The sequence below is a fragment of the Bacteroides sp. AF29-11 genome, from assembly GCF_003602895.1.
Taxonomy (GTDB): Bacteria; Bacteroidota; Bacteroidia; order Bacteroidales; family Bacteroidaceae; genus Bacteroides; species Bacteroides uniformis.
Genome location: NZ_QTLY01000006.1, coordinates 340,416 through 360,857 on the forward strand (window position 1 = coordinate 340,416; position 20,442 = coordinate 360,857).

The 20,442-nt window shown below is 46.8% G+C and carries 20 protein-coding genes and 1 tRNA gene; 4 read left to right on the plus strand and 17 right to left on the minus strand.

Annotation, left to right across the window (positions count from 1 at the left end):
- Positions 1–20 precede the first annotated feature (20 nt).
- Entirely contained in the window at positions 21–860 is an 840-nt protein-coding gene (locus tag DWZ03_RS12290; protein ID WP_009037268.1) for a peptidylprolyl isomerase, read from the minus strand.
- A gap of 93 nt (positions 861–953) precedes the next feature.
- Here DWZ03_RS12290 and DWZ03_RS12295 point away from each other — a divergent pair, with 93 nt between their 5' ends.
- Together DWZ03_RS12295 and DWZ03_RS12300 are read left to right on the plus strand one after the other, a co-directional pair.
- Positions 954–2,381, plus strand: coding sequence for a sigma-54-dependent transcriptional regulator (locus tag DWZ03_RS12295; protein WP_008665943.1), 1,428 nt, complete (start codon positions 954–956; stop codon positions 2,379–2,381).
- A 222-nt stretch (positions 2,382–2,603) separates the two neighbouring features.
- Positions 2,604–2,786 carry a hypothetical protein gene (locus tag DWZ03_RS12300; protein ID WP_005828596.1) on the plus strand — a complete coding sequence of 61 codons (183 nt, stop codon included), beginning with the start codon at positions 2,604–2,606 and terminating at the stop codon, positions 2,784–2,786.
- A gap of 94 nt (positions 2,787–2,880) precedes the next feature.
- On the opposite strand, the gene DWZ03_RS12305 is transcribed toward DWZ03_RS12300, so the two are convergent.
- The 4 genes from DWZ03_RS12305 to DWZ03_RS12320 form a co-directional block, all read right to left on the minus strand.
- Positions 2,881–5,418 (minus strand): prolyl oligopeptidase family serine peptidase, encoded by a 2,538-nt coding sequence (locus tag DWZ03_RS12305; protein WP_057256648.1) that lies wholly within the window; start codon positions 5,416–5,418, stop codon positions 2,881–2,883.
- Positions 5,419–5,428: 10 nt separating this feature from the next.
- On the minus strand, positions 5,429–6,100 hold the full coding sequence (locus tag DWZ03_RS12310; RefSeq protein WP_005828600.1) for an RluA family pseudouridine synthase: 672 nt from the start codon (positions 6,098–6,100) through the stop codon (positions 5,429–5,431).
- A 92-nt stretch (positions 6,101–6,192) separates the two neighbouring features.
- Complete coding sequence (gene fabG / locus DWZ03_RS12315; RefSeq protein WP_005828602.1) at positions 6,193–6,939, minus strand: 3-oxoacyl-[acyl-carrier-protein] reductase; 747 nt, start codon at positions 6,937–6,939, stop codon at positions 6,193–6,195.
- Between the two features lie 30 nt (positions 6,940–6,969).
- Positions 6,970–7,554: a TetR/AcrR family transcriptional regulator gene (locus tag DWZ03_RS12320; protein WP_044469214.1), complete on the minus strand. Its 585-nt coding sequence runs from the start codon at positions 7,552–7,554 to the stop codon at positions 6,970–6,972.
- A 238-nt stretch (positions 7,555–7,792) separates the two neighbouring features.
- Here DWZ03_RS12320 and DWZ03_RS12325 point away from each other — a divergent pair.
- Positions 7,793–7,865, plus strand: a tRNA-Met gene (locus DWZ03_RS12325).
- Between the two features lie 642 nt (positions 7,866–8,507).
- On the opposite strand, the gene DWZ03_RS12330 is transcribed toward DWZ03_RS12325, so the two are convergent.
- From DWZ03_RS12330 to DWZ03_RS12350, 5 genes are read right to left on the minus strand one after another with little or no spacing between them, the layout of a single operon-like run.
- The gene (locus tag DWZ03_RS12330; RefSeq protein ID WP_005834895.1) at positions 8,508–9,818 is read right to left on the minus strand and encodes an anaerobic C4-dicarboxylate transporter family protein; all 1,311 of its coding nucleotides are present in this window, start codon (positions 9,816–9,818) and stop codon (positions 8,508–8,510) included.
- 52 nt (positions 9,819–9,870) lie between these two features.
- A complete protein-coding gene (locus tag DWZ03_RS12335; protein ID WP_005834894.1) occupies positions 9,871–10,704 on the minus strand; it encodes a hypothetical protein in 834 nt (277 codons plus the stop codon).
- Positions 10,705–10,716: 12 nt separating this feature from the next.
- Positions 10,717–11,085 carry a GntR family transcriptional regulator gene (locus DWZ03_RS12340; protein WP_005828614.1) on the minus strand — a complete coding sequence of 123 codons (369 nt, stop codon included), beginning with the start codon at positions 11,083–11,085 and terminating at the stop codon, positions 10,717–10,719.
- A gap of 2 nt (positions 11,086–11,087) precedes the next feature.
- The gene (locus tag DWZ03_RS12345) at positions 11,088–11,918 is read right to left on the minus strand and encodes a hypothetical protein (protein WP_009037280.1); all 831 of its coding nucleotides are present in this window, start codon (positions 11,916–11,918) and stop codon (positions 11,088–11,090) included.
- Entirely contained in the window at positions 11,918–12,769 is an 852-nt protein-coding gene (locus DWZ03_RS12350; protein WP_120130158.1) for an ATP-binding cassette domain-containing protein, read from the minus strand. Before DWZ03_RS12350 ends, DWZ03_RS12345 begins: the two co-directional genes overlap by 1 nt.
- 246 nt (positions 12,770–13,015) lie before the next feature.
- Between DWZ03_RS12350 and DWZ03_RS12355 the strand changes: the two genes are divergently transcribed.
- Complete coding sequence (locus DWZ03_RS12355) at positions 13,016–13,939, plus strand: helix-turn-helix domain-containing protein (RefSeq protein ID WP_008665930.1); 924 nt, start codon at positions 13,016–13,018, stop codon at positions 13,937–13,939.
- A gap of 47 nt (positions 13,940–13,986) precedes the next feature.
- Here the strand turns inward: DWZ03_RS12355 and DWZ03_RS12360 are convergent, their stop codons facing one another.
- The 7 genes from DWZ03_RS12360 to DWZ03_RS12390 all read right to left on the minus strand — a co-directional run bounded on the left by DWZ03_RS12360 (position 13,987) and on the right by DWZ03_RS12390 (position 20,091).
- The gene (locus tag DWZ03_RS12360) at positions 13,987–15,432 is read right to left on the minus strand and encodes a tetratricopeptide repeat protein (RefSeq protein WP_117749351.1); all 1,446 of its coding nucleotides are present in this window, start codon (positions 15,430–15,432) and stop codon (positions 13,987–13,989) included.
- A 5-nt stretch (positions 15,433–15,437) separates the two neighbouring features.
- Positions 15,438–16,388, minus strand: coding sequence for a PstS family phosphate ABC transporter substrate-binding protein (locus DWZ03_RS12365; RefSeq protein ID WP_005828635.1), 951 nt, complete (start codon positions 16,386–16,388; stop codon positions 15,438–15,440).
- Between the two features lie 11 nt (positions 16,389–16,399).
- Positions 16,400–17,215: an energy transducer TonB gene (locus DWZ03_RS12370; protein ID WP_005828639.1), complete on the minus strand. Its 816-nt coding sequence runs from the start codon at positions 17,213–17,215 to the stop codon at positions 16,400–16,402.
- Between the two features lie 28 nt (positions 17,216–17,243).
- The gene (locus DWZ03_RS12375) at positions 17,244–17,894 is read right to left on the minus strand and encodes an ExbD/TolR family protein (protein ID WP_008665926.1); all 651 of its coding nucleotides are present in this window, start codon (positions 17,892–17,894) and stop codon (positions 17,244–17,246) included.
- A gap of 39 nt (positions 17,895–17,933) precedes the next feature.
- Positions 17,934–18,539: an ExbD/TolR family protein gene (locus DWZ03_RS12380; RefSeq protein WP_005828648.1), complete on the minus strand. Its 606-nt coding sequence runs from the start codon at positions 18,537–18,539 to the stop codon at positions 17,934–17,936.
- A gap of 93 nt (positions 18,540–18,632) precedes the next feature.
- Entirely contained in the window at positions 18,633–19,445 is an 813-nt protein-coding gene (locus DWZ03_RS12385; RefSeq protein WP_005828650.1) for a MotA/TolQ/ExbB proton channel family protein, read from the minus strand.
- A 199-nt stretch (positions 19,446–19,644) separates the two neighbouring features.
- The gene (locus tag DWZ03_RS12390; protein WP_005828652.1) at positions 19,645–20,091 is read right to left on the minus strand and encodes a hypothetical protein; all 447 of its coding nucleotides are present in this window, start codon (positions 20,089–20,091) and stop codon (positions 19,645–19,647) included.
- Positions 20,092–20,442 lie beyond the last annotated feature (351 nt).

Genomic DNA, 20,442 nt, shown 5'->3' on the forward strand with positions numbered 1-20,442 from the left:
TGGAATGACAGAATCTATCATCAATCTATCACTGTCACTTTTTTAATAACCACATCCTCTTCGGGCCGGTCGTTACGGTCAGTCTTGACCTTCTGTATTTTATCAACAATATCCATACCTTCCAGCACTTCACCGAACACGGTATATGCACCGTCCAAATGTGGAGTACCGCCCACGGTAGTATAAGCCTTCACCTGCTCGGGGGTAAACTTGAACTCCGGTTCCTTGGCAACCTGAGCCTCTGCCTGCGCAATCAAGGAATCTTGCAAATCCATCAGACCGTCCTGGTCATTATTCTTGCGCATCTTGTAGATTTCCTTCATGTGTTTCTGCGCCAACGCGTTGAAAGCATTGTTCAAGCGCATCTGATTCATCTGCTGTTCCATCCCCAGCAAGGTAGAGTCATTATACACTTTTCCGGTCACAATGTAGAACTGGCAGCCGGATGATGCCTTGTCAGGGTTCACCTCATCACCCTGGCGTGCAGCCGACAAAGCACCTTTTTTGTGAAAATACTTCGGATAAACAAATTCGGCAGGAACGGTATAACCCACGTCGCCTGCCCCCAGCATCTTGCCTTTCGGAGCCTTCTTCGATTCCGGGTCACCTGCTTGTATCATAAAGTCCTTGATGACACGGTGGAACAGCGTACCTTCATACGTGCCGTCTTCCACCAGCTTGATAAAGTTATCACGATGTTTCGGGGTTTCATTATACAGTTTCACGGTGATGTCACCCGCACTTGTTTCAATCTTCAGCTTCGTTTCTTTTTCCATATCTTCCTCTTTCTTTTGTCCCGGCTTGCAAGCAGTCAGACCGCAAACCAGTATAGTTAATAATACAATAAGATTTCTTTTCATTTTGTTTTTTATTTAATTTAAGTTTGCAAATATACTAAAATCAGACAAAAGCACTTACCTTTGCCTACATAAAAGAGATAAAAGGCTAAAGCAATGACATCCATATTAATTGTAGAAGATGATATTACTTACGGCATGATGCTAAAAACATGGCTCGGCAAAAAAGGTTTCCAAGTAACCTCTGCCAGCAACATTGCCCGTGCTCAAAAACATATTGAGTCGGAAACCGTAGATTTGATATTGTCTGACCTGCGCCTGCCCGACAAGGATGGCATTGACTTATTGAAATGGCTGGGCGAACACGGCCTGCAAATACCGCTTATCATCATGACAGGATACGCTGACATACAGTCGGCCGTCCAAACCATGAAACTGGGAGCCTGCGATTACATTGCCAAGCCTGTGAACCCGGACGAATTACTGAAAAAAATAGGCGAAGCCTTGAATGCATCATCCTCCGCTTTGAAACAGATGATGCATTCGTCCCGAACAGATGATGCGTTTACCCCAAACAGACCATCCGTTTCACCCAAACAGACGATGCATTCCGACAAGATGAAAAATCAGCCTCTGAAGGGTGCAGAAGGCTCATTGTCCTCCTCCGACTTCCTTGAGGGAGAGAGCGACGCAGCCAAACAACTCTACAATTATGTGAAACTGGTTTCACCTACCAATATGTCTGTACTCATCAATGGTGCCAGCGGAACGGGCAAAGAATACGTAGCTCACCGCATCCACCAGCTCAGCAAGCGTGCCGACCAGCCGTTTGTAGCCATCGATTGCGGTTCTATTCCCAAAGAATTGGCCGCTTCGGAGTTCTTCGGGCACATAAAGGGCGCCTTTACCGGCGCACTGACCGACAAAACGGGCGCTTTCGTCGAAGCCAACGGCGGTACCATCTTCCTGGATGAGATAGGTAATCTGAGCTATGAAGTGCAAATACAGTTGCTGCGTGCTTTGCAAGAGCGCAAGATACGTCCGGTAGGTTCAAACAAAGAGATAAGCGTGGACATACGTCTGGTATCCGCCACCAACGAAAATCTGGAGCAAGCCATCGAAAAAGGGGCGTTCCGTGAAGATTTATATCACCGTATCAATGAATTCACCCTACGCATGCCGCAACTCAAAGACCGCCGTGAAGACATCCTGCTCTTTGCCAATTTCTTTCTGGACCAGGCCAACCGCGAAATGGACAAGCAACTGACCGGCTTTGATGACAAGGCATCCCGCGCCCTATTGGAATATCCCTGGCCCGGCAATCTACGCCAAATGAAAAATATGGTACGCCGTGCAACCTTGCTGGCACAAGGCAAATTCATTACTATCAACGAACTGAATGAACTGAAAGAACCCGCACCGGCCATCATCGGTATCCCTCTCCGCAATGAGGAGGCAGAGAAGCATCAAATCATCGAAGCCTTGCGGCAGACGGGAAACAACAAGAGCCGCGCTGCACAACTGTTGGGCATTGACCGCAAAACGCTGTACAACAAGTTGAAGCTTTATAACATATCCGACTAAAAGGTGTGGAATTATTCCACACTCCCCTCCACACATTCCACACTTTTCCACACTATGCCACACTTTGCATAGAAACATATATCACTAACTATCAGAACATTATCCAACACACACTCTTTCTGGCACACCATTTGACCTATATTAGACGTAAGCAACAAGCGCTACAACAAGCAAGCACTTAGACTTAACAATAAGATATACCAACCTAAAAGCAAATGAATTATGAAAAAATTAGTATTAGTAGCAGCCCTGTTTATGTTTGTTTGTGGCGGAACGTTCTTGGCTCAAGCTAAGGCTCCGGTAGAACAGCCGAGTAAGACAACAACCTTGTCTAACGACACTGTGGTAACGGATACTTTGCAGAAAGCCGAGAACGTCCAAGACACAGCAAAAGTGGCCCAATAACAGTAAGCACACTACAACAAAAAAGCCGTTTCCTCCTTGTCTATTCTGGGAAACGGCTTTTTAAATTGATAGTTGACAATTATCAACTAAGAAATCACCAATGTCTTTCCGGATAAAGGTCATTCCACCATGCCGGACTATCCTGCAGCCAGCGGGCAAACCAAGCCATAATTGAATTGTGCCACAATTCACGTTTTGCATAATCAAGTACAAAATGGTTTTCACCGTCCACGGTAATAAATTCCACCGGCTTGCCCAATATCTTCAGCGCATTATACAACTGGATACTTTCACCGATAGGCACGTTTGTATCTACCGTGCCATGCAGCAACAACAGAGGGGTATTAATCTTGTCCGCATTGAACAATGCTCCATGCTTCGTAAACAAATCGGGATTATTCCAAGGATAGCTATCGGCTGCCGCAACAGAGTTATAGGAATATCCCCAATAACCCTCGCCCCAATAGCTCGTTACATTGCTGATGCCAGCATGCGAGGCAGCGGCAGCAAACATGTCCGTCTTAGTCTGCAGATACATCGTCATGAATCCTCCATAAGAGGCACCCAGGCATCCGATACGTTTATCGTTGACAAACGGATGGGCTGCACAGAATTTCTTCGTACCTTCAATGATCTCATCGGCCGTACGCTCACCCCATGCATTGACATGGCGTGCAGAGAACTCCTGGCCGTACCCGATGGCACCACTGGGCTGGATAACATAAACCACATAGTCACGTGACGCAAACAACTGTGCACAGTACGGGGAAGTTATACCGCGAGTCGTAGGAGTCGTTCCTCCATAATAGTACACGATAAGCGGATACTTCTTGTTCGGGTCGAAAGACGGCGGAAGGCAAATCATTCCCTTTATCTCCGTACCGTCCGAAGCTGTAAAGTTCCACTCTTCCATCTGTCCCAGCTCAATCTTGTCGAGGACGGGCTTCATGGGGTTGGCAAGCAGGGTAGAAACTTTTTTCTTCGTGTCGTACGTATAGGCTACGCCCGTACTGGTGTTTCCTCCACCCACATAGGCAGCCACAACCGGATTGTCATTGGCCAGCGTGAAGGAAGTAATCACATCTTCTTCAAGCGGAAGCATTTCAAAGCCGCCCGTCTTCGGAACATAACGGTATATATGCCTGCAATCCCCATCAGTCGTATCGAAATAGATACATCCGTTCACACGGTTCCACTGCACGGGAGACACTGTAGGATTGAAATCGCGCGTGATAGCCTGCACTTTCTTTGTAGCCAAATCCATAATGAATGCTTGGGTATCAAAGTCATTGGCTATGGGATGTTCACCGCAATTCTTGCCAATGCCTCCGAAAGCAGACGGACTGCCCGTCACCAGAAGCTGCTTCCCATCCGGAGAGTAAGAAGCACTTCCCAGATAAGCATCCCAGGCGACCAGCGTATCTGCCTGCAAGGTGGCCAAATCAATCTCGAAAAGAGAAGAGAGGGAGAAAGGGCATCGAGTGATGTCCGACTTGGAAGTGCTGCACAACAGTTTCTTGCCATCCGGGGAAATATCATTCAGATAGACGTTGTGACTACCGTAGGTCAGACGCTCGGAAAGGCCCGTCGCCACATCGTATTTCATGAGATAATAGCGGTCACGAGAATTGGGGATACGGTCGTCCGGATGCAAGAGACGTTTCAACGGGCCACTCACCTTTTCGCCCTCGTCCGTGAGCATATAAATAAGATAGTCTTCTGTAGGAGACCAGCTGAAATATCCTTCGGGAACATTCTTCAGCAGCACTTCCTCACGCATCGTGGCAGGATCGAACACAACCAGGTCATTCTGCTCCTCGCCCATAACCGTATAATAGAGCTTGTTGCTGTTGGGCATCCAGTTCATCTTTTCATTGGCATTGGGCAATATCACCCGGCCGGTCTTTACCTCGGTCAGCTCACAACGGGTCCTGGAACGCTTCACGTCGTAATTGTCCGAATAGCGGGTCAGCAGATACTTGCCGTTGGGCGAAAGAGAAACCCTGCTCGCTCGGGAGCCGAAATTGGTGTTGAACAAAGAGAAACGTCTCTTCATGTCCGGTGCCATCCGGCAGGCTACATCGGCAAAGTCCTTTTCCTTTTCAAATTCGCATTTCAGCATCGGCTGCATCTTGTCGTCCGCGCTTGAAAGCAACTTGATGACAATCTCATAATCCGCTTCGGGGTCCATACGCAAACTGACAGCCGTAGGACGGACCTGCGACAAGCTGTCCTCCGCTGTCTCCTTGACTTGCTTGGATTCACCGTTTACAAACACCTCAAAACGGGCAGGAGAATATACATTCAGCTTGCCCTTCATGAAACGCTCCGCACGCAGATTGGTAGCAAACAGATAGAACAGATTGTCCTTGTCCGCCTTTGCCACAGTTACATATCCAGCCGTATCAGCAACCATACGTTCGTACCGACCTCCGTCGAAGTCGAGACTGACCTTCGTCTTCAGAAGATTGCCGGTAGTAAACTTGTCTCCCTTGAAGTTGATACTATCGCCCTGGAGGGGAGTGCGCACCGTAACGGCCGGACGCACGTTATACTCAGCAACTCTTTCCTGAGCTTGGGCAGCCAATCCCGCAAGGAGCAGCAAACCCGACAAAACTGTGATTTTCTTCATTACTGTAAGATTAAATCGTTTCAAAACCATTCCATAAATTTCCGGGAGGAACGGGCGCCTCCACTTCTATCAGTTCTTTGGACACCGGATGCACAAAACGGATATACCGCGCATGCAGACAGATGCTGCCGTCGGGATTGGAGCGGGGCGAACCATACTTCAAATCTCCCTTGATGGGACAGCCCATCTTTGCCAACTGACAACGTATCTGGTGATGGCGTCCGGTTTTCAAATCTATTTCCAACAGATAATAGTTCTGCGACCGCCCGATGAGCCGGTAATGCAAAATCGCTTTCTTGCTGCCCGGCACCTCCTTGTCGTATGCATAACTCTTGTTCTGTTTCTCATTTCGCACCAGATAGTTCACCAATTCCCCCTCTTCCTCGCGGGGCAAGTTCTTCACTACTGCCCAGTAAGTCTTCTTCACCTCGCTATTCTTGAACATCTCGTTCAGACGCGACAGTGCCTTACTGGTCTTGGCAAAAACAACAAGACCGCTCACGGGGCGGTCCAGCCGGTGAGCGACACCGATAAAGACATTTCCAGGCTTGCTGTACTTCTCTTTCAGGTACTGCTTTACAGTTTCCGAAAGCGGTGTATCACCCGTTTTGTCTCCCTGAACTATCTCGGAAGCGGTCTTGTTGACTATAATGATATGATTGTCTTCGTATACGACAGTCATCGGTTGTTAATGTTTAATGATTAGTGATTAATGATTAATGACTAACACCCAACTTCTCATTAAACATTAATCACTAATCATTAATCATTAAATTACATATTCATCCCACCATCTACCTGAATAACCTGACCGGATACATAAGAAGACATATCAGAAGCCAGGAAAGTAGCGATATTTGCCACGTCTTCGGGTGTGCCGCCACGACGCAAAGGAATCTTCTTGCACCATTCAGCCTTCACCTCTTCAGACAAGGCGTCGGTCATGGCTGTCATGATGAAGCCCGGAGCAATGGCATTGGCACGGATTCCACGAGAACCCAGCTCCTGAGCGATAGACTTGGCCAAAGCAATCATACCGGCTTTGGAAGCAGAATAGTTGGCCTGGCCGGCATTGCCGTGAACACCTACCACAGATGCCATATTGATAATGCTACCCGCCTTCTGGCGCATCATGATGGGTGTGCAGGCATGGATAAAGTTAAATGCCGATTTCAGGTTGACATTGATAACCATATCCCATTGCTGTTCGCTCATACGCATCATCAGACCGTCACGTGTAATACCGGCATTGTTTACCAGAATATCAATACGTCCAAAGTCCTTATGGATTTCTGCCACTACATTGGCAGTGTCTTCAAAGTTTGCTGCATTGGAGGCATAAGCTTTTGCCTTTACTCCCAAAGCTTCCAATTCTTTTGCCGTAGCCTCGGCATTTTCATCAATCACCAAGTCAGTGAATGCGATGTTTGCTCCTTCTTGAGCGAACTTCAAAGCGATAGCCTTGCCGATGCCGCGTGCAGCACCTGTCACAATGGCTGTTTTTCCATCTAATAATCCCATATTATTTAAAAATTATTTATAAAATGTATCTTACTTCTTTCCCAATGCACCAAGTACCAGACGGGTCACGTAGGCATCGCGTACCGCGTCGTCCAGATTGGCCCCTATATGACCGCGAATATAAGGTGTTTCAATACCTTTGACACTGTAATGCACAATCTCGGCAGTCATATCCAAGTCATCTATCTGGAAAACACCCTTCTCCATACCTTCACGCAGAACCTCCTTGAAAAGCTGGGTCTCTGTAGCATCGAAACGTTTGCGCACTTTCTCCACTCTCCAAATATCCCGAAAGAAATTGGCACGAAGAGTACCATTCCGAAAGACAACCTCTTTTACCGCATCCAGATGAGTGTAAATCATTTCCATCAGTTTCTCGTCCGGCTGAATATCTTTCTCTACCACGTGCTTCATCATATCCGAAAGAATATCCAGCTCCGACTCGACAACAGCCAAGTAGATATCTTCCTTGCTCTTAAAATAGGTATAGAGCGTTCTCCTACCTTTCTTTGAAGCGAGGGCAATATCATTCATCGTGGTATTTTCAACACCCATCTTTGCAAACAGCTGACGGGCAACGTCCACTAATTTAGCTTTTGTCTTCGATACGGTCATAGATTAATTGCACATTGCTTTATTATTTGAGCAAAAGTAAGACATTTCCGCATATCTTACAAGAAAACATTCATTTTATTAATGAACAGCCCTAAAAAGGAAGAAAAAAAGTAGGCTTATTATCGTTCTATTTATCAACATATTACTCATTAAAATCCACTTAACCTCAAAAATATCATGCATTTTATTTGCATATTAAATAAAAAGCCGTACCTTTGCACCCACAAAACAATAACATCGCGGAGTGGAGCAGTTGGTAGCTCGTTGGGCTCATAACCCAAAGGTCATTCGTTCGAGTCGGATCTCCGCAACTACAATGAGGATAAAAGGTTTAAAGGCCGTTTATCCTCATTTTTTTTAATTCCCATCAAGGACAGAAAAAAATGTTTGCGCAAATAATGTTTGTGCAAATTGCTTCCACACTTCCACCTCCTCTCCACATCCCTTTATTCATCGGCATTACAGATGCGGTGGAAGCAACTCAAAAGTGTGGAAGCAAAATTTGCTTCCACACCGTTTCACAAACAGAAATACTGACACCACAAGAAGATAACATGTAGTAACACAAGTTATTAATTTCTTGCATCACATCTTATTTATATCGTACCTGACGAAATCAATATCCTGCAAACACGGTATTAATTCCATCTCCTCCCCCTTCAAATGCAATCAGAACAAATGCGTACAGCCACACAAAGCCAAGACTTCAATACTGTTTTCCTCTGTGCTTTATTCAGAGAATGAAGGTATTTATTACGTCGGACATAAGGAATCAACAGTATGCAACGGCCATGATGCAATCGCCTAACGGCCATCAACAACCCGCTTAACAGCCGTCAGCAGATCGCCGCACGACCATTAGGCGCTGATAAGGCAATGAGTAAAAGGGAACACTCCCCTATACACAAGTAAACAAAGCCCTATATACAACGGATTGAAAGCAGCGGTTTCCCTTAGAATATCCTGATGAAAAGCAACCCCAGCCCGATGGCAACGCCAGTCGAAACAAGTCCGGGAAGCATGAACGAGTGGTTCAGCACATACTTGCCGATACGGGTAGTTCCGGTACGGTCGAAATTAATGGCTGCTACTACGGTGGGATAGTTGGGAATAAAGAAGTAACCGTTTACGGCCGGGAACAGAGCAACCAGTATCATAGGCGAAATGCCCAAAGCGATGCCCAAAGGCATCAGTGCGCGCACAGTGGCGGCCTGGCTATAAAGCAGAATCGACATGGCAAACAAGGCTATCCCGAACAGCCACGGCATTTGCCTCACCACTCCCTCGATGGACTGGGTCAACTGAAGCATGTTTCCCTGAAGAAAAGTATCTCCCATCCAGGCAATGCCGAATATGGCAATCACCGCCTGCATGCCTGCCGGGAAGACGGAGCCTTGCGTTGCCTTCATGCCGTCGGTGCGAGTCAGCAGCAAGATGAGGGCGGCGGCAGAGAGCATCACGATTTCGATAATGGCGGACATGCCGAGTCTCACCGTCTCGCCGTCTATCACGAAGGCAGGACGCAAACTGTCGAACGAACCAAAGAACACAATAAAAGCAGTGGCAAGGATAAAGATAAGCACGGACAAGACGGCATGCCGTTTATTGTGTATATCCTTTATCTCCACCTTCTTGACATCAAGATAGCCTTCGGTCAACCTCTTTCTGTACTCCGGGTCGTCTGCCAGCTCCTTGCCCACCTTCATGGAGAACAAGGCGCCCACAAGTACCCCGATAATGGTAGCAGGAATCGTTATTTTCAGAATATCAAACAAGGTGACATCAAATCCCGCCAGCAACCCAAGCAGTGCGACGGTGGCAGCCGAAATGGGACTTGCCGTAATAGCCTGCTGCGAAGCAATCACCGCAATGCCCAGTGGCCTCTCGGGACGAATCTTGGTCTCCGTGGCAACCTCGGCAATCACGGGAAGCACCGAATATGCCACATGTCCCGTGCCGGCAACAAAAGTAAACAAATAGGTCACAATAGGGCTCAAGATGGTGACCTGCGAAGGATTCTTCCGCAACAACCGTTCTGCCAGCTTTACCATATAATCCAGTCCGCCAGCCGCCTGCATGCAGGATGCGGCAGAAATGACGGCGGCTATCATCAACATAACGTCAATGGGAGGTGATGTAGGCTGCAATCCGAAACCAAACGTCAGAATTGCCAGACCTATCCCTCCCATTACACCTAGTCCAATGCCGCCCAAGCGGGCGCCTATAATGATAGCTACCAATACGAATGCCAATTGCAAGGCCATATACTCTACACTTTTTGATTCATGTGCAAAGATAAGTCATTTCGTATTATGGCTACTCACCTACTTCTATTTTAACTGCTTGTTTTAACTCCACACTCAAAGAGGCATCATCCTTTAACGGTGTCCAGAACACCCGGCGGCATTCATTCTTCTGCAAAAGACAACGATGATAGCGGCTGCCGGACAGATGCTCCGTATCGATATGGAAGGAACCGGTATTGACATCCCAGTCGGCTATCTCGTCCAGATTCAGATAAAGGTTGCGCACTGTGCCGCTGTTGAGATGCAAGCTCTGCGCCTGCGCCGCAAGTGCAGTGACATGGCAATCTTCCAGCCGGGCAAGGTATCGCGTGCGGAAAGAGAGCGTATCGCAACGGAGTCCGTAGAAATTGGTTTCCATATCCTCCACATCTACCACAACCGCTTGTACCTCCGCAGGCAACCGCAATTCCATCCCTTCTGAACGAACCCTTATCCAAATGTCATTCTGAAGATGCTGTTCCAGCTTATCCTCCGGAAAGTCAAAGGTGACGAGCAGGGTATCGCCAACGGAAGTCATCGACATAAAAGCCTCCATATCCCCTGCATAGGAGAAACTGCCCTGCTGCAAAGAGTCTCCGGCAGTTACCTCCAACGGCACTTCCCCGAACGAGAACATACGCTCTGCCTCCACAATACCTTCTTTTTTCTGTTTCCACACCACCGGAGGCTGTGTCAGCTTCAACACCCTGCACGAGGGCAGCTGCACCGTTTTCCGTTCTCCGCCGATTTCCATAAAATTATCTTTCTGAGTGACATTGCGGTCCACCACATAGAACATGAGTCCGCATACCATTGCCACACCGGTAACCAGCATTCCTATCATTATATAAGTCGTTCGTTTCATAACTGTCTTCTTTTATTTTTGTTTCTTGATAAACTCCTGATACATCCCGGACAACTCCTCGGCAGAGATGCCCAGCGTGAAAATCTGCTTGAAGAAATAATCCACTTCCTCCTTCAGAAAATACTCTTTCCTCAACGAAAGAATCAGCTTACGTGCACCTACCGACACAAAATAGCCGATACCCCGCTTGTTGTAAATCACTCCTTGCGTCTGCAAGTAGTCGTACGAACGCATCACCGTATTGGCGTTGACCTCTACCACAGCCGCATATTCCCGTACCGAAGGAATACGTTCTTCCTCCTGATATTGCCCGAGAAGTACCTCGTCGCAAATGCGGTCTGCTATTTGCAGGTAGATGGCTTTACTTTCCTTAAAGTTCATAGTTACCAACGATTAATGATTTCGGACTCCTTGAAACGGAAATAGGCAAGCACCCAGTTGAAAAGGGCGAAAAACGAAGTTATAAAAATCAGCCAGCCGCCCGATGCCTCTCTGTCAATATAGGGCTCAGTCATGAAGAAGTTATTAGGCAGAATGGCCTTCAGGCACAATACAGCTATCAAGATATATGAAACGAAGATGCAGACACCGGCCGCAAAAGTCTTGATAAGTGCATTTTTGGGCCAGACCGTACTACCCAGCAGGAAGAAAGACTGTAGGAAAAAGTAGCAGCTCAGGAATATCCCCACCACAGCCGGTCCGCTTCCTATCGTCTCATAGAAACAGTTCGTGTTACAGCAGAATTCCCACAACGGAAAGGAGTGAACGACATGCAGCTCCGGGTAGGCCAGAAGATAGAAGACGACTCTTGTCAAGTCCGCCAGCTTGAAAGCTATCAGAAAGACCAAGATAAAGCCGCAGGTAGCCACCAGCCAGCGGGCAAAGAATTTCTCGAACATGGTGGCAGGTGTCATGAGCACAACGGTACGACTCGTCTTGCTTTTCATCCTTTCCATGGCAAACGAGGCGCTAATGCATCCCCAAATGACAAGTCCCCAAAGAAAGAATCTGGACTCAAACTCCCAGATAGGGTCCATGCCCACAGCTCCCGCTTCCAGATTGTGATACTGATAGTATCCATTCCAGACAAAGACTATGGCCAACATTCCGTAGACCATCACCGAGCGGAGTATATAGGTCTTCCAATTCTCCACCATCTCTTTGCGGCATACGTTCACAAAGCGATGCAAACTAAAAAAGGTATCGCGTATCATTATTCATTTGTTTTAGTGTGAAACATTTCCGCTATCTTCCCAGGCTCTGCAAGTACGGCGCCAAACAGCAGTTCAAGATTAATCTCCGATTCCTCACCTTCCGTATTGGGCAGCATCAAGAAATTGCCTTGTACGGAGGGAAGCGTGTACAAGGCAGTCGCAGCCAACTCCCGGTCGTCACTCTCCAAGAAGAACAGCTTACTGCAAACGCTGGCAGTGGATTCGTCCAGCAATACGCGGCTGTTGTCCATAATCAGAACATGGTCCAGCACTTTGTCAATGTCACGCACCTGATGGGTGGAAATGACAATCGTCTTGTCGTCCGACATACCCGAAGCCAGGAATTTACGGAACTGGCTCTTCCCCGGAATATCCAGTCCATTGGTAGGCTCATCCATCAGCAGCAGGGAAGTATTGGTGGCCAGCGCAAAGCTCATGAAGATTTTCTTTTTCTGCCCCATGGACAAGGCTCCCAAATCAGCATCCATATCCATCTCGAAGAAATGCAGGTACTTCACCATGTCTTCCTTACTGAAACGGGGATAGAACTTACTGTTCAGTTCAATATAGCTGACCAAGGAAATAGGAGGCAGCTCGAACTCCTCGGGTACCAGAAACATGTCCTGCAACGTGACGAGCAACCGGCGGCGCATGTCGGTATCATGATACATCACTCTCCCACGTTTGGGAGCCAACAAACCGCTCATCAGATAGAGCAACGTAGACTTGCCGGCTCCGTTCTTACCCAACAGACCGTAAACCCGGCCGGCTTCCAGCGAAAGTGAAAAATCGCTCAGGACTTCTTTCCGCCCCTTGCGATAACTAAATGAAATGTTTTCTACTTGTAACATACGCTTGGATGAATTAAATATCTTATTGTTTATGTGTATTAGTATAATAGTACACCGTAAAAGTAGACATTCTTTTCAATACGACAAGCGTTTCAAGAAAAAAAATGCTCAGAAAAAGGAACAATTCTATTCTTTGGTTCGAAATTAGCCTCACACGCAAGAAGATTAGGACACTTCTGTATCCATTTAGGACTCTATATTTCCTGCCACTTGCTTTACATTTGCAAAGGAGCTAAAGACATGAATATGAAAAACGAAGAAAAGATTTACCAACTTAACACATACAATATAGCAGAATATACAAGTACGGACTATACCGACAACGATATTGCTATACTTGGAGATTTCAAGAACTTGCTTTTCAACAAGTATTTCAAGTTGAATGCAAACATCTATGTGGTCTGTGTAAAAGGAAGACTGCAGATAAACATCAATACCCAAAAATATGCTATCTACCCCGGTGAGATGCTGATTTGTATGCCCAATATGATTCTGAGCAATTGCACAACCAGTTCCGACTTCAAGGGCGCCATGTTCTGTCTGTCGACCCAGATTACACAGAAGTACCTTCATAAAAGTAGTGACATATGGAACAAGGCTTTCTATATCAGCCAGAATCCGGTAGTACGCATTGACAAGGACAGAGTGCAACTGTTCGATTTATACTATAAGGTGATACGTGCCCGAATGAAACAAGCGGAGCAGCCCTACTACAAAGAAGTCATCAGGTCGCTGATACGCACCATGCTGTATGAGCTGCTGGCAGATTTAAACCAGTTGAGCACCCCTCCCGAAAGCCAAATGGTGAAGCGGAGCAACATTCTATTCAAGAGATTCCTCGACCTGCTGGCCTGCACCGAGGTGAAAAAACGTTCTATTTCCTATTATGCGGGTAAGCTGTGTGTTACTCCCAAATATCTTTCCACCGTCTGCAAAAAGGTCAGCGGAAAGACAGCCTTCGAGTGGATAAACGATTATGTGGTCGAAGACATCAAATATTTTCTGAAGTATTCCAATAAGTCTATCAAGGAGATTTCCGAGCATCAGGATTTCCCCAACATCTCCTTTTTCGGGAAGTATGTGAAGACACACTTAGGCACTTCACCCACGGACTACCGCAAGCAATCACTGCCTCCAAGGGGGACCCTGCAACAAAAAAGGAGGAGCTAAGAATCACTCTCCACTCCTCCCGACACGACAAACAACTAAAATTATTGCTATTTGATGCCGTCCAATGCCTTGTTTGCTGTGGCATTGGTGGGGTCGATAGCCAGAATTTTATTCCAGTACTCTTTCGAAGTAGCATAGTCACTCTTCAACAGATAGTAGTAGCCCAGATAACTGTAACACTCTATCAATGCAGAGTTGTACCTCGGTTCGTTTTTGGCAAGCAGTACGTCCACCACCTTCTCGTAATAAGGTTTCGCCAATCCCTCTGTAGTTTCGGGGTCCATGGCAGAGTGTGTGCGGGCGCGCCACATATCTCCCAAATAACTGTCGGGAGCTTGTTCGGCAACAAGTGCGAACACAGAGTCGGCAGCCTGCAATGCCGCCATGCGGTCGGCAGACTGAACGGAGAGAGTGTCCGAGGACGTACCCTCTCCGTAGTACAGACGCCCTAACTGGAATAAGTTTTCGGACGTCTTTTTATCTTGTGCCAGCGAGTCATAGTACTTTTTATAAGCAGCAATGGCTTGGGTATAGTCGTTTTTCAATTCATAAGCATCGGCAATCTCACGCCACAAATCCACCTGACTCTCATCCTTCTCCAATGCCCTACCATATTCCTCAATGGCCTGGTCATATTTCTTCAGAGCACTCAACAGAGCACCGTGATAACGGTAATCCAAGCATGAATAATCGGCATTATCCGAAGCATTGAAGAAAGCATCGGCAGCCTTCTCTGCCTCGTCATAACGCTTGAGGTCGACATTGTTGTACATCACAAGCCGGTTGAATGCGGCATGGCGGGCATTCTTCTGCAAACCTTTCTGCGCCACCGCCAAGGATTTCTCGAAGTCGTGGTTCAGGAATAGTGCAAAAGCATATTTCAGGATGTCATCTTCCGTAGCCACGGGAGTATCGATGAACTTGGCATAGGTGTCGGCAGCCTTGCCAAAACGGTTGGTGGCGTAATACACTTCCGCCAGCTCCTTGTCTGCTTCCAGGCAATCCGGAGCTATGGCCTTCAGCTGGTTCAGCTTCTCTATGGCCTGCGAAGGACTGGCAGACTTGTATGCCTGCGCATATTTCAGATACGCATCCTTATAATTCGAATCAAAATAGATGGCTTGCTCATAAAGCTGGCATGCCTTTCCGATATCTTTCCGGGCAAAAGCGATGTCACCCTCGAGTACAGAAACTGCCGGAGCCTTGTTGTCGGCCTTTCTTGCCATCTCCAGATAGGTTTCCGCCTCTTTCAGCTGTCCTGCATCCAGATAGGCACGGGCCACGGAAGTCACAAGCTCCACATTTTTTTTGTTCTTGCCCTTCAGCAGTTCTCCGGCTGCGTCGGAAGCCTGCTCCGGATTCGCCTTTATCAGACTTTTTACTTTATCCACCCCCGCCTGCCATTCGGGCACCGGCGTTTGTGCGGCGAGCGTACCTGCAAACAGCATCGCTCCCAAACAAAATACAAATCTACGTTTCATGTTAGCATTCATTTTAGTTATTCATCCTTGACGTTCACCACGCGCACCGGTTGGGTGGCGGGGACCAATCCCGACTTCAATATAATCCGCTGTCCCCGGTCGGAAGCGAGGAAAGAGGCAAATCCCCACGGAAGTGCGCTCCGCGGATCATTCAACAAGGCATAGATGCTGCGTGCCAACGGATAATCACCGTAATACAAATACGCCTGATAGGGTTTGTAACTGTTGTCCGGCATGGCCTTGTCAGCAGCACTGACGGACATCAGCCGCACCTCTTTACTGAAAGAGAGCCCCGTACTGTCATTCCGGTCGCTCAGCCAGTTCACGCCGATAATACCGATGGCATCAGGCGTGCGGGCCACGTAGTCAATCACCTCCCTATTGGTTTTCAACGCTTTCAACTGACTGGAAAGCGGTACACCCTTACAGATGGAATCGACAGCAAAACGTACGGTACTGGAGTTCTTGTTGTCAAACACAAGACTGATATCCCCCAGACGGGAAGCCGGATAGATATCTTTCCACTGCTTCGCATCACCCGTCAGGATGCGGCGGATGTCCTTCACACTAATCAATGAATCCGGATTGCCAAGATGGGTTATCAATGCCAGCCCGTCCGTAGCAATCTTTATCTCCTGCGGAAAAAACTTCCGGCTATTGAAGGAATTCATCTCTTCGGGAGTCAGTCTGCGACTGGTTATTGCCAACCGCAGACTGTCCTTGAGCAAGAGGTTGACGGCATCGACTTCCGTCACATAACGGGGCACAATTCCTGCCAAGGGGAACAGTCCTTCGAACACGTCAATTTCTTCCTGCACAATAGGCTGGAAACTTTCGTCCGCAGCAATTGCAATCACACCGGAGGTATACGTATCCGTTTGTCCGTCCTTGGGCTTGCTTTGGCAGGCAGACAGCAGAGTCAGCAGCACCAGCAAGCCTGAAAGCTGAAGTTGTTTCACCGTTTTCATAACACACACACTTATTGTAATCTAAACATCACCGGTATCGTATATTTCACCGATACGGCCTTACCATTCTGCTTGCCGGGAATCCATTTGGGCATGGACATAATCACACGGACAGCTTCTTTATCCAGATAGGGGTCTACACCTCTCAGCACTTTCACATCACGCACCTTGCCGTCGGCACCTACCACAAACTGGCAGGTTACACGCCCTTGCGTACCGTTTTCCTGGGCAATGGTCGGATACTTCATATTCTTGCTGATGAACTGCATCATCTCGGCCTGACCACCGGGGAACTGGGGCATCTGCTCTACCATATCGAAAACCTTTTCAGGTTCCGGTTCGGCCTGCGTCACCACTTGTTTCAAGTCGGCGATGTCCTTGCCGTGTTCCTCGTCATTACCTTTCACGTCGGCAATGGAGATGGCAACTTTCGTTTCCGTCAGTTCTGTCTGGCTTTTTATTTCATCCTCGTCCCTCACTTCCTCATCCTTTTTGATGACGGGAGCGGTAAACTTAATGGAGCTTTTCAATGCAGGCGGCGGTGGGGCCACGGGCTCTATCCGCTTCATCTCTTCCTGCTTCACTTCCGGTTCTTCCAGCTGCGAAAGGGTAGTCACTTCGGTCATCACCTCTTTCTGTTTGGGGGTAGCCATCTTTATCAGCGTAGGGATACTGAAACCTATCAATGCAATTACAATTACCAGTATCACGGCAATGTTGTGCCGTCTGGGAGAGGTCTCACGCATCTTATAGGCTCCATATGCTTTGTTCTTACCACTGAACACGAGGTCACACCATGCTTGGGAGCTTAAATCTACTTTAGCCATATTCTTTCCTTTCTTTGGGTGTTACACATCATTCAGCAATGTTCTGGGACAATTCGCCCTTGCTTTCGTAGTTCTTCATCAAGAACTCGTCGGCTTCGGCAATATCCGTTATCACATACTTACCTATATTACATATCTGCATTTCATCGAGAGCATCAATCAGATTCTTGTACGAAGACTTATCGGTAGCCTTGATGATGACTGTCGGCGTATCCTTTCCGCTTTTTATCCCGGAAAGCTGTTTCCGGTAGTCATCCTCTGATATCTTAAGATCCAGTTTCTGCTGCTTCAGTCTGTTCACCTCGTTCACAGCAACTCTATTACGTTGCAGAAGCATTGCCCGCAGACCATCCGCCTGATAGGTAGTTTCCTTCAGTGAAGTATAGTCCTTGTAGTTAGGTTCCCCTTCGTAATAATACAACTTGTTGTCATCCCCCAGCAACAGCGTGATGGCTTGGGAAGCCTTAACTTTGGTCTGCTGCTCCTCGGTGATGGTCTTGTCATTGCTCGGCATGCTTATCTCCATGGTCTGAGGTTTGCTCAGTGAGGTACAAAGCATAAAGAAGGTAATCAGCAACATGTTCATGTCCACCATAGGTGTAAAGTCCACCCTGACAGTCATTTTCTTCTGCTTGCTTTTTCCACCTTTCTTGTTGCCGCTTTCTTGTATTTCAGCCATAATGTTTCCTTTCTTGTTCTACTTGTAACTCGTAGCTTGTCACTCCTCACTTGTGGTCTTCAGAGAAGTAATCAGGTTGTACCGGTTCTCTCTGAGGTCCTGAAGTGAGTTCATCACATTTTTTATTACGGAATAAGGAGTATTGGCATCTGCCTTGATGGCAATGCGCAAATCACTGTTCACTGCACGGGCGTTGCGTACCCAGGCCTTGAACTGATTGTCAATACTGTCTGTCGGTATCCCCTCATTCTTCAATACAGCATCTTGCTGGTCTTGCGGCAAGTCGAGGTATTTCTTCATACTCTTCATCGGCACACCAAAGGTAGACGCCAGCATGAATTTTTTAGTTTCCTCCGGAGTGAAAGTCACTCCATACTCCTGCCCCATAGCTTCCAGCACTTCGCGCAAGTCGGACTGCTTGTCCAGACTCATAAATACTTTTCCGCTCGGATCGACCAATATCTGGAGTACATTTGTCTCCGGAATCTTAATCTCGGATACAGAGGCGGGAGTCGTTACTTGTACCGGCTCTTTCTTCACGAACGTAGAAGTCAGCATGAAGAAGGTCAGCAGCAGTACAGTTACGTCACTCATCGCCGTCATATCGATGAACGTACTTTTCTTTTTTATTTTCGCTCTGCCCATAATCGTTTCATTGAAAATTAAAATTGAGAATTCATTCGTTGAATAGATAATAGAAGCCTACGTCACAGCGCAGCTCCAACTATCAGCAGTCAACTATTTATGGGTAGCTGCAAAAGTCTGCACGATGGAGAAACCAACCTCATCGAGGCTGTAAGTCAACTTGTCAATCTTGTTTGTATAATAGTTGTAGGAGATAACGGCCAATGCACCGGTCAAGATACCGAAGGCAGTATTAATCAAAGCCTCGGAAATACCTTGCGACAGAGCCATGGAGTCGGCTGAACCTCCGGCTGCAAGGGCGGCAAATGAACGGATCATACCGATAACTGTACCGAGCAATCCCATCAATGTACCTAAAGTCGTGATGGTACCAATAATAGGAAGATTCTGCTCCATCATCGGCAGTTCCAGCGCAGTGGCTTCTTCCAATTCCTTCTGGATGGCAAGCAGTTTCTGGTCTTTGGACAGCTCTGTGTCATTCTCCATCTCGGCATACTTCTTCAAAGTGGCATTTACCACATTGGCTACAGAACCACGTTGTGAATCGCAGATTTGTTGTGCCTTCTTCATATCACCTTCAGCCAAGGCTGCTTTGATGTTAGCTACGAATTTCACCAATGACCCCTTACCAAAGGCAGCGCCAATGGCAATATAACGTTCAATACTCAGTGCGATGACAGTCAGCAAAAGCGTTTGAATTACAGGAACAATGAATCCACCTTTATAGATGGTACCGAGGAAGTTACCCGGCAACGGATGGTTGTTCGGGTCGTTGTTCATAAAGTTGGAGGGATTTCCCAACACAAAGTGAAAAATAAGCACGGCGATGATAAAACAGATTACGATTACCCAACCGGCGGATCTGATGCCTTTAAAAGAGGCTGCTTTTTTTTGAGTAGTTTCCATGATGAAAAGTTTAATTGTTGGTATTTAAATAGAGTTTTGAAAATAAAGCATAGGGATACGACTTCCCGCTTACGAACCGACAGGGCGTAATCATCCTTGCAACCTTAACTAACATATATGTACACTAAAGGTCACCTGCCTTCAGTCTCTTCAAGACAATAAGAAGAAAAAGGGGGAAATCAATAAGAAGAAAAGTTGGCTAAATCAAAATCCGCCGAAGCGTATAAATATAGTAATCACTGCCCGTCAATGCATAGTACGGGTCTTTATCTGAGTAGTATAATTTAGAGCGGCCTTGCACGAGTAGATTCTCGTGGTTGGATAACATCAAAAGAATGTTTCTGAGGAAAAGATTGTCTTCAATCACCCTGCGCAAACGCTGTTGATGAGAAGAGTAAGTTTCGGAAACCGGTTTGTTTCCCAGTTCGACATCCGTAGTCCATGCGAACTTGGTATTCGTGAACAATGAATTCTTCTTGTCAATACTATTGTCGGAAGTAGAAGAACATGAAGATAAAGAAGCGGAAACTTCAGCAGTTCCGGCCATTCTGTCATCCACCTGCACCAGGTCAATGGCTTTACCGCTAATGCTGCAAGTCAACATCAGTAGCATGCATATCCAGAATGTCTTTACAGTTGTTTTCATGTCGTCTAATGATTCTACAATAAATAACAGATGTCTCTCTTATTTGTTTTACAGCTATGTTACTTTCTTTTGTAAAAAGATTAAATTGTTCACTGATTAAAGAATTTACTATACCTTTTAATACACTGTAAAGGTACGAAGAATATATGAAATACGAAAGTGGAAATAGGATATAAAATACTGATTTAAAAGTTTTTAATCATTCATTTAGCACCTTAATTCGGGAATTAATCTGATGAATATATGATGAATAATTATATATAATAAGGTATAGTGATTAGCGGTAGAAACGGAATGTTAGAGGAGAGGTATATAAAACGAACAAAGCCTCCGTATCCTTATCAGACACGG

Excerpts from the sequence above, each read along its gene's own strand:
- DWZ03_RS12350 (WP_120130158.1), bottom strand. The coding sequence starts at position 12,769 with ATGTTACAAGTAGAAAACATTTCATTTAGTTATCGCAAGGGGCGGAAA.
- DWZ03_RS12305 (WP_057256648.1), bottom strand. The coding sequence starts at position 5,418 with ATGAAGAAAATCACAGTTTTGTCGGGTTTGCTGCTCCTTGCGGGATTG.
- DWZ03_RS12330 (WP_005834895.1), bottom strand. The coding sequence starts at position 9,818 with ATGGCCTTGCAATTGGCATTCGTATTGGTAGCTATCATTATAGGCGCC.
- DWZ03_RS12340 (WP_005828614.1), bottom strand. The coding sequence starts at position 11,085 with ATGAACTTTAAGGAAAGTAAAGCCATCTACCTGCAAATAGCAGACCGC.
- DWZ03_RS12380 (WP_005828648.1), bottom strand. The coding sequence starts at position 18,539 with ATGGGCAGAGCGAAAATAAAAAAGAAAAGTACGTTCATCGATATGACG.
- DWZ03_RS12360 (WP_117749351.1), bottom strand. The coding sequence starts at position 15,432 with ATGAATGCTAACATGAAACGTAGATTTGTATTTTGTTTGGGAGCGATG.
- DWZ03_RS12355 (WP_008665930.1), top strand. The coding sequence starts at position 13,016 with ATGAAAAACGAAGAAAAGATTTACCAACTTAACACATACAATATAGCA.
- DWZ03_RS12375 (WP_008665926.1), bottom strand. The coding sequence starts at position 17,894 with ATGGCTGAAATACAAGAAAGCGGCAACAAGAAAGGTGGAAAAAGCAAG.
- DWZ03_RS12290 (WP_009037268.1), bottom strand. The coding sequence starts at position 860 with ATGAAAAGAAATCTTATTGTATTATTAACTATACTGGTTTGCGGTCTG.
- DWZ03_RS12310 (WP_005828600.1), bottom strand. The coding sequence starts at position 6,100 with ATGACTGTCGTATACGAAGACAATCATATCATTATAGTCAACAAGACC.
- DWZ03_RS12370 (WP_005828639.1), bottom strand. The coding sequence starts at position 17,215 with ATGGCTAAAGTAGATTTAAGCTCCCAAGCATGGTGTGACCTCGTGTTC.
- DWZ03_RS12390 (WP_005828652.1), bottom strand. The coding sequence starts at position 20,091 with ATGAAAACAACTGTAAAGACATTCTGGATATGCATGCTACTGATGTTG.
- fabG (WP_005828602.1), bottom strand. The coding sequence starts at position 6,939 with ATGGGATTATTAGATGGAAAAACAGCCATTGTGACAGGTGCTGCACGC.
- DWZ03_RS12345 (WP_009037280.1), bottom strand. The coding sequence starts at position 11,918 with ATGATACGCGATACCTTTTTTAGTTTGCATCGCTTTGTGAACGTATGC.
- DWZ03_RS12335 (WP_005834894.1), bottom strand. The coding sequence starts at position 10,704 with ATGAAACGAACGACTTATATAATGATAGGAATGCTGGTTACCGGTGTG.
- DWZ03_RS12365 (WP_005828635.1), bottom strand. The coding sequence starts at position 16,388 with ATGAAAACGGTGAAACAACTTCAGCTTTCAGGCTTGCTGGTGCTGCTG.
- DWZ03_RS12295 (WP_008665943.1), top strand. The coding sequence starts at position 954 with ATGACATCCATATTAATTGTAGAAGATGATATTACTTACGGCATGATG.
- DWZ03_RS12385 (WP_005828650.1), bottom strand. The coding sequence starts at position 19,445 with ATGGAAACTACTCAAAAAAAAGCAGCCTCTTTTAAAGGCATCAGATCC.
- DWZ03_RS12300 (WP_005828596.1), top strand. The coding sequence starts at position 2,604 with ATGAAAAAATTAGTATTAGTAGCAGCCCTGTTTATGTTTGTTTGTGGC.
- DWZ03_RS12320 (WP_044469214.1), bottom strand. The coding sequence starts at position 7,554 with ATGACCGTATCGAAGACAAAAGCTAAATTAGTGGACGTTGCCCGTCAG.